This window comes from Cyclobacterium sp. (assembly GCF_014762705.1).
Classification (GTDB): Bacteria; Bacteroidota; Bacteroidia; order Cytophagales; family Cyclobacteriaceae; genus Cyclobacterium.
The window spans coordinates 61,710-72,123 of record NZ_JABURL010000102.1 but is presented as its reverse complement, the minus strand read 5'-3'; the positions used below and the strand labels follow the sequence as shown (position 1 = coordinate 72,123).

General features: G+C 37.9%; 11 protein-coding genes and 1 pseudogene. All 12 read right to left on the bottom strand.

Annotated elements, in window-relative coordinates:
• The coding region (locus HUJ21_RS20350; RefSeq protein ID WP_291372393.1) for an MBL fold metallo-hydrolase at positions 1–476 on the bottom strand (476 nt) is incomplete at its 3' end.
• 15 nt (positions 477–491) lie between these two features.
• Positions 492–746: a hypothetical protein gene (locus HUJ21_RS20345; protein WP_291372391.1), complete on the bottom strand. Its 255-nt coding sequence runs from the start codon at positions 744–746 to the stop codon at positions 492–494.
• Between the two features lie 41 nt (positions 747–787).
• Positions 788–1,630 carry a restriction endonuclease gene (locus tag HUJ21_RS20340; protein ID WP_291372389.1) on the bottom strand — a complete coding sequence of 281 codons (843 nt, stop codon included), beginning with the start codon at positions 1,628–1,630 and terminating at the stop codon, positions 788–790.
• Positions 1,631–1,632: 2 nt separating this feature from the next.
• The gene (locus tag HUJ21_RS20335) at positions 1,633–2,463 is read right to left on the bottom strand and encodes a universal stress protein (RefSeq protein WP_291372388.1); all 831 of its coding nucleotides are present in this window, start codon (positions 2,461–2,463) and stop codon (positions 1,633–1,635) included.
• An 18-nt stretch (positions 2,464–2,481) separates the two neighbouring features.
• Positions 2,482–3,477 carry a 2-hydroxyacid dehydrogenase gene (locus HUJ21_RS20330; RefSeq protein WP_291372387.1) on the bottom strand — a complete coding sequence of 332 codons (996 nt, stop codon included), beginning with the start codon at positions 3,475–3,477 and terminating at the stop codon, positions 2,482–2,484.
• Positions 3,478–3,480: 3 nt separating this feature from the next.
• The gene (locus HUJ21_RS20325; protein WP_085767724.1) at positions 3,481–4,452 is read right to left on the bottom strand and encodes an ATP-dependent 6-phosphofructokinase; all 972 of its coding nucleotides are present in this window, start codon (positions 4,450–4,452) and stop codon (positions 3,481–3,483) included.
• A gap of 2 nt (positions 4,453–4,454) precedes the next feature.
• Positions 4,455–5,794: pseudogene (locus HUJ21_RS20320) on the bottom strand (dicarboxylate/amino acid:cation symporter).
• A gap of 11 nt (positions 5,795–5,805) precedes the next feature.
• On the bottom strand, positions 5,806–6,867 hold the full coding sequence (locus tag HUJ21_RS20315; protein ID WP_015266937.1) for a class I fructose-bisphosphate aldolase: 1,062 nt from the start codon (positions 6,865–6,867) through the stop codon (positions 5,806–5,808).
• A gap of 11 nt (positions 6,868–6,878) precedes the next feature.
• Positions 6,879–7,892 (bottom strand): type II glyceraldehyde-3-phosphate dehydrogenase, encoded by a 1,014-nt coding sequence (locus HUJ21_RS20310; RefSeq protein WP_291372383.1) that lies wholly within the window; start codon positions 7,890–7,892, stop codon positions 6,879–6,881.
• A 20-nt stretch (positions 7,893–7,912) separates the two neighbouring features.
• The gene (locus HUJ21_RS20305; RefSeq protein WP_291372381.1) at positions 7,913–9,268 is read right to left on the bottom strand and encodes an NAD(P)/FAD-dependent oxidoreductase; all 1,356 of its coding nucleotides are present in this window, start codon (positions 9,266–9,268) and stop codon (positions 7,913–7,915) included.
• Positions 9,265–9,780 (bottom strand): universal stress protein, encoded by a 516-nt coding sequence (locus HUJ21_RS20300; protein ID WP_291372379.1) that lies wholly within the window; start codon positions 9,778–9,780, stop codon positions 9,265–9,267. Before HUJ21_RS20300 ends, HUJ21_RS20305 begins: the two co-directional genes overlap by 4 nt.
• The gene (locus HUJ21_RS20295) at positions 9,738–10,352 is read right to left on the bottom strand and encodes a lycopene cyclase domain-containing protein (protein WP_228122685.1); all 615 of its coding nucleotides are present in this window, start codon (positions 10,350–10,352) and stop codon (positions 9,738–9,740) included. The genes HUJ21_RS20300 and HUJ21_RS20295 overlap by 43 nt, the downstream gene beginning before the upstream one ends.
• Positions 10,353–10,414: the final 62 nt, after the last annotated feature.

Below are 10,414 nucleotides of genomic sequence, written 5' to 3'. Positions count from 1 at the left end.
GCCCTGATACCATCAAACAATGGAATCCATTGGGATTGCGGAATACCCTTAAAATGAGGGATAGTTTTTTCTACATCCTTTAGGTCGTACAATGGTTCAGCAGGATTATGTTTGGAATAGCCTTCTTTATTGGCACGTTCTGCTTCTTGTTCCTGAATTTTTGCACTATCATTCAATATGATTTTTGCGATGTCCAAGGTGGGATTGGTGCCGTAAATGGGCCCTTTGAAACCTTGCTTTACCAATCTCGGCAAATATCCTGTATGGTCCATATGGCCGTGGGTAAGCAAAACAGCGTCAATATCAGCAACATTAACGGGTGGATACTCCCAGTTTTTAAGGCGTAATTCCTTCAATCCCTGAAAAAGACCGCAGTCTATCAGTATCTTTCTATCTCCTGTGTCCACTAAATATTTTGAACCGGTTACTGTGCCTGCTGCACCTAAAAAGTGAATATTTATTTTATTGGTTTTCATCTTTATAGTATTTTTTTAGTGTCCACCACAGCAGGAAGATGTGTTTCCTTTACCTTGGTTAGATTTGCTCAATTCCACTATTTCTTTATATAGATTACGAGAATCCTCTTTAATAAAAAGAGCCAATTTCTTTATGGATTTAGGTTCAAAGTGTACCATTTCCAATAATATCTCAAGGGCTTCTTCAAGTAGTTTTGAGTCATCTTCCAATGCCTGGTAAAATGGTTCTAAATCTATGTTGCCCTGTTTTTGCAATTCTTCAGTTTTCATTTGTATTATTTTTAAAAATTAGTAATTATTCATTATTTGAATTAATGGGATCTACATAATTCTCTTGAATCTTCGAGTATCTTATTTTGCCTTAGCTTACTGATACCCATTTGTTCCAAAAAGTCTGGATTTTCGTGTAGCTCCTTGCAGAGTATGATGCCTTGATCCAATAATTTTGTTTTTTCAGCTTTGGTAAGTGTTGTTAAAGCGGTTAAGGGATGTAGCCCCGATTTATCTATTCTGTCCTTGAGACCATTTCCTTTTGGATAATCCCAACTGGTCATAAGCATTCCAACACATTTCCCGTACTGAATGGCATCGGTTGTGAAACGCGTATTGGTGTAAACCCCGCCTTTATGAAGTTTAGCCTCGTGACCTTTTTGGTGTTTCCATTGCTTTTCCACGTCCAAAAACCGTGAATGGATATATAATGGGATTTTTACATTGCAAAACCTGCCTTGGTCACTATGGTATTTACATTCAATCATATAATGTTTATTTCCTTTTTGCGCTATCACATCCACTTCGTGCTGAACGCAATTGCCTTGAACTATGACACCAACCTGTGTTGAAAATCCTTCGTGTGCCAATAGTTTGCCTACTAACTTTTCAAATGGGAAGCCAGAAGGGCCTAATTCCATCAGGGCTTTTTTGAGTTTGTATTTTGAAGCACTTACTCTCGACTTACCTTTTAGCATTTTAAATGCCATTTGATAGATTTTTTTGGTTGTCATTCCTTCTTCAATCTGCTCTTGCACCTTCCGGGCTATATCCTGAATAATATCCTCATCTGCCCGTGAACGCCGCAGGGAGTTGATGAGTTTGTTTACATCAAAGGCTTCGTACTCACCAGAGTATTTTTTTATTAAGACTGATTTATTCATTGTTACATTTTAATAGTCATTACTGGTAATTCGGAGTGATTGGTTACACCCTCTGCGATGCTTTTAGAGAATAAGCTTAAAAAGCCTGTACGTCCGTGAGTACACATTGCGATTAAATCGGCATTTTTATATCGTAAAAAATTGTTTATCCCTGTTTCTACGTCAGGTTCGTTATATACGTTCATTGAGAAGTTATCCAAATCCGGGAATTTTTTCAGGAACTCATTGATGGGGTTCAACCCTTGTTCTATACTGTTAAAATCGGTCTGAGTATTGACCCTCAATAAATGGATATGTGCACCGCATTTTTCAGCAATCGAAATAACCTGCTTAAATGCATCGCTTACATCTTGAAGAAAATCTGAAACAAAAACGATATCCTTAAAAGGAAAGGATACTTCTTCATCCTTGACTACAACAACCGGTACATCAGCTTTCCTAACAATTTTTTCTACGTTGCTTCCCATTAACTCACGTATACCGCCTCGGGTGCCACTACTTCCCGTAACTATAAAATCGTGATGGAAATGACCAGAATGTTCTAAAATATCTTTCTGTCCCGAATCAAATTGAAGAAAAGTTCGACATTTAAGACCTTCGTGCTCAGCCTTTTTTTCCAGTTCCCGCAATTTTGATTTAACGACTCCAATTTCCTTTAAAGTTTCGGGATACCTTTTTTCTTTTTGTTTATCCAGTTTTACCCAATCAACAGGGGTTTTCATCAAATGGAAAAAATGGATTTCGGAATTGTAAAGCTTTGCCATTTCAATTCCGAGTTCTTCTGCTTTATTGCAATTTTTTGAAAAGTCTGTTGGTACGAGTATGTTTTTCATAATATTTGTTTTTAACTATTAATTAATGCTAATTTCATTTCCAGAAGGTTTTTGTTTTTCAAAACAATCCAGATTATATATGGTTGTTTCTGCAATATTGGTCAATGCGGTTTTGGTTAAAAAAGCTTGATGGCTTGTAATTAGTACATTGTTGAAAGTCATTAAGCGTGCAATCACATCGTCTTGCAAAATGTCATCGGAATGGTCTTCAAAGAACAATCCTTCTTCTTCCTCATAAACATCCAGTCCTAAATACCCTATTTTTTTAGTTTTCAATCCTTCGATAACTGCCTTGGTGTCCACCAACCCACCACGACTTGTATTGATGAGCATTACTCCAGATTTCATTAGTGCTATATGCTCTTTATTTATTAAATGTTTTGTTGAAGCTTTTAATGGCACGTGCAGGCTTATTATATCTGCGTGCTTACAGAGCGTCGCACAATCTGAATAGATTACGCCATATTTATCAATTAGGTCTTTGCTTTCTTCTATATCCTGGGCAAGAATATTGCAGCCGAATCCGTGAAGTATTTTTACGAGTACAGACCCTATTTTTCCTGTTCCAATCACGCCAACGGTTTTCCCATTTAGGTCAAAACCAGTGAGACCGTTTAATGAAAAGTTTTGTTCGCGCACTCTATTGTGGGCTTTAATCAGTCTTCGGTTTAATGCAAGTATCAAAGCCATTGTATGTTCTGCAATGGCATAAGGTGAATAGGCTGGGACACGGGCCACTTTTATATTCAATTCAGCTGCTTTTTCTAAATCGACGTGATTGAAACCTGCCGAACGTAATGCGATAAATTTTATGCCTAGTTTGTGTAAAATATCCAAAACTTCCGAAGAGGCATCGTCATTTGAGAAAAGTGCTATGGCCTTTGAACCTTCTGCCAATAAGGCGGTTTCCTTTGTTAGCCTAAATTCCAGAAAATTCAATTGATGTTTTCCTTTATTAGCGTTTTCAATGGAAGGCTTATCGAATTTATGTGTGCTGTATATTGTTGTTTTCATAATTTATGTTCCAAATAGTTCTAAAAGTTCGTGCAATTCTTTATTGACCTGATGTTGCTTGACCACCTCATTAAAAGGGGTTAAGTGCAATTGATTGTTTAAAATCCCGATCATTACATTCTTTTTACTTTGTAAAAGCGATTTTACGGCTTCCACCCCAAGCCTTATGCCCAACATTCTATCCAAAGCAGAAGGATTTCCACCTCGCTGTATGTGGCCAAGCTTTGTTATGCGTAAATCGACATTGGGATTGACTTCCTTTATTTTTGAAGAAACAAGTTCGGCACCAATTTCGTCACCTTCAGAAACTACGATTAGAAAAGCATCCTCGCTATCGTAATTTTTCACCTTACCCAAAAGGTTAATAAAGTCCGTACCGCTCTCCGGAATTAATATGGCGTCCGCACCAACCATCAATCCAGAATGAATACCGATGTAACCCGAATCCCTTCCCATTACTTCAACAATGAACACACGGTTATGGGATTCGGCAGTATCCCTTATTTTATCAATATTTTCAATGGCTGTGTTAACTGCGGAATCAAAACCAAGGGTGTAATCCGTACCCGAAATATCGTTATCAATAGTTCCGGGAATCCCTATGAATGGGATATCGCATATCTCTGAAAAAGCAAGTAATCCTTTAAATGTACCATCACCACCAATGGCAATTAAAGCGTCTATTTTGTTTACATTTAGAGTTTGCAAGGCTTTTTTTCGACCTTCCAGTTCGAGAAAACGTTTGCTTCGGGCTGTCTTAAGGATAGTGCCACCCTTTTGGGTCAGTTTTTGTAATTCGTGTGATTTTAATTGAACCAAGTCACCGTCTATCAATCCTTCATATCCTTTTCGAAAGCCGCTTACGTTTATACCATTTACTTCAGCCGTTTTTGTAATGGCGTACAAGGCTGCATTCATCCCTGGACTATCACCTCCAGAGGTAAATACACCTATATGTTTTATAGTACTATCCATAGTTATAAAGCTTCTTTTTTAAGAATTTCAGTATTTTTTATACCATACAACCTATTAAAAACCATACAAGCTGTAAGGTCACCCATTACGTTTACAGCAGTCCTGAACATTCCCAACAATCTTTCTACACCAATGATAATGATGATGCCTTCGGCTGGAATACCGACACTTCACAAAACAGAAGCGAGTATCACCACACCACCTCCGGGAATGGCAGGTGTGCCGATTGAAGCAGCAACGATGGTTACAATGACCACAATAATATTGAGCAAACTCATTTCCAGTCCATAGGCTTGGCTATAAAAAGGGTTGTTATCGTTTGATAGAGTGCAGTACCATCCATATTGACGGTTGCGCCAATGGGAATGATAAAATTGCTAATGGTCTTGTCCACCTTTAGTTTTTCTTCGGCTGTTTGAAGAGAAAGTGGCATCACAGCGGCAGAGCTTGTGGTTGAAAAAGCCAATAATTGAACGTCCCTTATTTTTTTTAAGAAATGCATAGGGTTTGCTTTTCCAAGAAGCACAATTAGCCCTAAATAGAAAATTACTAAGAATAACAGACCGAGCAAGACGACACCCACATAGTAGGTGAGGCCAGATAGAGAACTCAAACCAACACTAGAGGTAAGCTGTGCAATAAGTCCGAAAACAGCAATAGGGACTAATAACATAGACCATTTTACCACCGTCATACAGACTTCCTGAATGGCACTTAGAAGCAGCTTTACTGGGCGCAGTAAATCATTTTCAAGAGATAGCACAGCTACACCAATAATGATTGTGAAAATCACAATACTTAACATTTCACCACTTACCATAGTTGCCAATGGATTTTCAGGAAGCAGGTTTGAGATGGCTTCTGGGATAGTTTCAATTCCGAAGGAAAGCTCGGGTTCATCAGTTGAAACTGCCGTAATTTCATTATGTTCTTTTAGTGATTGTTGATGAAGAAAGCGACCTGGTCTAAAAATTTGGGATAGTATAGTACCAATGCTAACCGAAACTATTGTTGTACCCAAAAAATACAGTAAAACACCACCGCCTAATTTTTTTAGACTATCCTTGTCATTACTGGCTATTCCTGTGATGATAGAAGCCACAATCAACGGAATCATAATCATTTGGACCAATTTTAAAAAAAGTACACCAGGCAATGCCAACCAGTTTCCTGCAATGTCTGCTGTTTCTTTAGAAATCCATCCATTTTGAGGACTTAAAAGCAAGCCAAAGCCAACACCCAAAAACAAGGCAAAGATTACTTTAAGCCATAGACGATTTTCTACCAATTTTATGAGGTAGTGGTTAAACGATTTAAGAGATTTTATTTCCGTATCGAACATTCTTTTTTTAATTAAGCAATACTTATTTTTTGGTCCAAATAGACGTCTTGTACAAATCTTAAGAGCTCAATCCCTTCAGTGAATGGTTTTTGAAAGGCTTTTCTTCCCATTATCAGCCCTGAACCTCCGGCTCTTTTATTGATGACGGCAGTTGTTATCGCCTCAACCAAATCAGATTCTCCTTTGGAACCGCCTCCTGAATTTATAAGTCCTATTTTTCCCATATAACAATTGGCAACTTGTAATCGACAAAGGTCTATGGGATGGTCTGTCGTCAACGTTTTATACATTTCATCATCATATTTTCCAAATCCTATTTCTTTAAACCCGAAATTATTGGTTGGTAATTTTTGTTTAATGATATCCGCTTGAATAGTTACGCCCAAATGATTGGCCTGCCCAGTAACATCGGCAGCTGCGTGGTAATCTTCTTTTTCGGTTTTAAAAGCTTCATTTCGTGTATAGCACCATAAAATGGTAGCCATACCCAGATTGTGAGCTTCTTCAAAAGCCTCAGCTATTTCTTTGAGTTGTCGGTTACTTTCCGCTGAACCAAAATAAATCGTAGCTCCTACGGCAATTGCTCCCATATCCCAAGCGGTTTTTACCTTACCAAAGAGCGTTTGGTCATATTTATTAGGATAGGTGAGTAACTCATTATGGTTAATCTTAACGATAAAAGGGATTTTATGGGCATATTTTCGGGCGTTCAAACCCAAAACCCCAAACGTGGACGCCACACCATTACAACCTGCCTCAAGGGCGAGTTTTATAATGTTCTCAGGGTCAAAATAATCTGGGTTTTTGTAGAATGAATATGCTGCGCTATGCTCAATGCCTTGGTCGACAGGGAGGATACTTAAATAACCAGTTCCTGCCAAATTTCCGTGATTGTATAACTGGGAAAGGCTACGAAGTACCTGTGGATTTCTGTTGCTATTTCCAAACACCTTATCTATACTATTCTTGCTTGGGGTCTGCAACTCATCTTTAGTTATTTTTTCACAAATGTGTTCCAAATAGAAAGATGCTTTTTCTCCTAAAAGTTCTACTATATTCTTGTCTGTTTTCATTTTGATAGTATTTAATAGATTCCTAAACTTTCATTTGTTTTGACTATGGATTTTGTACCATTTGTTTCAATTCCGGTAAGTGCTCTAATAGCATCTATGGTTTCTGGTATAACAATAGCTTGGTTATCGACTACATAAGCATAAAAAAGTTCGTCTCCCTGTACTTTCAGCATATCTTCCCAAAGAGCCACTTCATACATATCTCCCCAAGGTCTTCCCATATCCAGAAACATTTCCTTAATGGTGTTGTTAGAGACCAAGCCTTGGTCATATCGAATTAATTTAATACGGCTTGATGTTTTAAATGCATTTAGTACTTCTTCCTTTGTCGCCTGTTTTTTCAATTTCACATTCCAATAGTGCAGATGGCTTAAGGTTTGCGGTACTTTTACTGCTGCGGTGATGACATCCAGTTCTGGGTCAACACTTTTAGCATCCGGACCTTGATGGCTTGGGATATCTTTTTCGGGAACCATCGTATTCATAATACCACCCAAATGACTTTCCCAAGGGTCTGTAGCTCTTCTTAAAAGTGTACCTCTGGCATAATCCAATAAATCGGCTCTTTTTAAAGCGGTCAAGGTTCTTAAAATAGACGTAGTATTACACGAAACTACTCTTGTCGCATTCAAGTTTAGAGCTGATTTGTAATTATTTTCTGCACTAAAGGAATGGCCTGTTGTTTCGTGTTTTTCGCCTCCGTGTAGAATAAATTTGATGTTTTGCTCTTTATAAATTGCTACATTTTGAGCCGCAATCTTTTTAGGCGTACAGTCCACAACGAGATCTGATTTTTTCAACAGGTCGTGCATATCGCCTTTTACTGAAATACCTTCGGATTTCATTCTGTCTTCTGCTTCTTGAGTTGCTGCGTAGATATCGTACTTTTTTCTCACGGCATTTTGAATGCGCCAATCGCTTATGATATCACACACGCCCGAAAGCTTCATATCGTCCTGTAGATTGATGGCATCGGCCACCCTTTTTCCTATGACTCCGTATCCTATAACTGCTATTTCTTTCATATAAATTTTGTTTTAATTAGTTATTCTTCTGTATTATCGATTAATGATTTTGGCTTAAAATTTCTAATAATCAAGCGGTTGCTCTTTTCATAAGTGAAATAGCTAACCGCCCAATTAAAACCAACCATCAATCTATTTCTAAATCCACTTATGGACATCAAGTGAACAACGGACCACAGCAACCAGGCGAAATAGCCTGCAAATTTAAATTTGCCCAAATCGGCAACTGCCTTGCGTTTTCCTACAGTGGCCAAGGAGCCTTTGTCTTTATATTCGAAAGGTTGTGTGGGTTTATTATTTATGAGGTTTAATATAGAATTACCCAGATATTTTCCTTGTTGAATTGCTGCCTGCGCCACCTGTGGATGCCCTTTGGGTCTTTCTTCAGAAATAAGCGCAGCTATATCGCCTATGGCAAAAATGTTTTCGTAGCCTTCTACTTTTAAATTAGCATCGGTTTTAATCCGGTTGCCCCTGACTATGTGTTTTTCATCAATACCATTTGGGAATTGTCCTTTTACGCCAGCCGTCCAGATAAGGTTTTTAGCCAAAATGGTCTTACCACTTATGGTAGTGACTTCCTTTCCATCATAATTGCTTACAGCTTCATTTAATAATACCTTTACATTTAAATCCTCTAAATATTTGAGGGTTTTCGATGATGCCTTATCAGACATTGTGCTTAACAACTCATCAATGGCTTCTATTAAATAAATATTCATAATGGAAGAAGGGTACTCTGGGTAATCTTTGGGAAGGATGTATTTGCAAAACTCTGCCAAAGCTCCTGCCATTTCTACGCCTGCTGGACCACCACCTACTATTACAAAATTTGTCAGTGCGTCGCGTTCTTTATTATCACAAGTAATAGCTGCCTGTTCCAAATTTTGCAACATCATATGACGGATGTTGAGGGAATCGCGAATATCCTTCATCCCCAAACTATTTTCGGCTACAGAATCCATCCCAAAGAAATTGGTGGTCGTGCCAGTAGCCAACACTAAATAGTCATAAGAAACACTTCCCTTATTGGTCAATATAGTATTTGAATCAGGTTGAATTTCCACAACTTCTGCCAAACGAAAGAAAACATTTTTATAGCCATTGATTTGTTTTCTGAATGGAAATACTATGCTATCAGGTTCCAACGCACTCGTTGCCACTTGATATAATAAAGGTTGAAATTGATGGAAGTTATTTTTATCGAGTAAAACCACTTGAACTTCTTTGTGTTTCAGTTTTTCAACCAATGCCAAACCTGCAAATCCTCCACCAACGATAACCACACGAGGTAATTTAGTATCTGGAAGACAGATTTCATCTGTTATCTTACAGGTGGATTCCAACGGAATGCTATGTGTTTGCTTTTCTTTCATTTTTTATTTCTATCTCTTGCAATGAGTACTGAACATTTGGCATTTGTGGTCAAATATTGGGATACAGAGCCCAATACTAAGCGTGAAAGTGCACCGTGACCCTGAGAGCCTACTACGATTAAATCTGCACCCCAATCTTCTGCTTTTTCATAAATAGTACTTTTGGGCAGGCCACTAACAACACTTGTGGTTATGGAAAGTGCCTTGTTTTCGGCCTTGATTTTATCGAAAGCTTCTGAAACGATTTTGTTTCCCAATTTTTGAGCGTTACTTCTAATTTCTTCTATGTAATTTCCTATCCTGCCGCCCATAGTATGCAATCCCAGGCCGGTTGTTTTCGGAACTTCATAAACATTTATAATATGAATTTCACTATTTGAGGATAGGGTCATTTTTATAAGTTCGTGAATGGCTACTTTACTGAAATCTGAACCATCTATGGCCAATATATTTTCATAATTTGAATGTTTTAGTTGGTTGACATTTCTTTCGATTTTATAAGTTTTCTCCAATACAAGTGTTCATATAATCCAGACCAATACATACCAAAGGTGAAAGCGAACAGTAACTCTTCAATTGGGATTCCCAAAACAAGAATATGGGTCAGGTTGTCCAGATTCCAGTACAGCTCCACATATTGCGGATAAAACGGAAGGATGCTTCCGAAATAAATGAAGTACAGTATGGTAAACAAGATTCCTCCAACCCATATCTTTCCTTTTAAATCTGGGCGACAGTACAATGTTGCCAAACCACCAAAAAACATTGCAATGATGCCACAATAGATGTGGTTAAGCGTGGTGAAAAGACTAAATATGACGAATACAATGGCTGGAACAAAAAGTATATAAATATGTAGCTTATGTCTTTGGTGGCTCCGTTCGGTATGAGGCATATCTATATAGCCTTTTTTGAATATCAGATTATACAATACCGTCCCTATTCCGCCAATGGCAAAAGAGAAGATAAGGCTCTCAATATCAAAACCTGTTCTTTCCGCTAAATGGAATAAGGAAGGTGGCATCCAATATTCTGGTACAAATAATGGTTCTGTTAAACCAAAGGGCATCGTAATAAGGCTCATTTTGAGCATTTCTTTTCTATACCCCTTTTTTGACAAATAGATTATTGCCCAAAGAGCAAGAA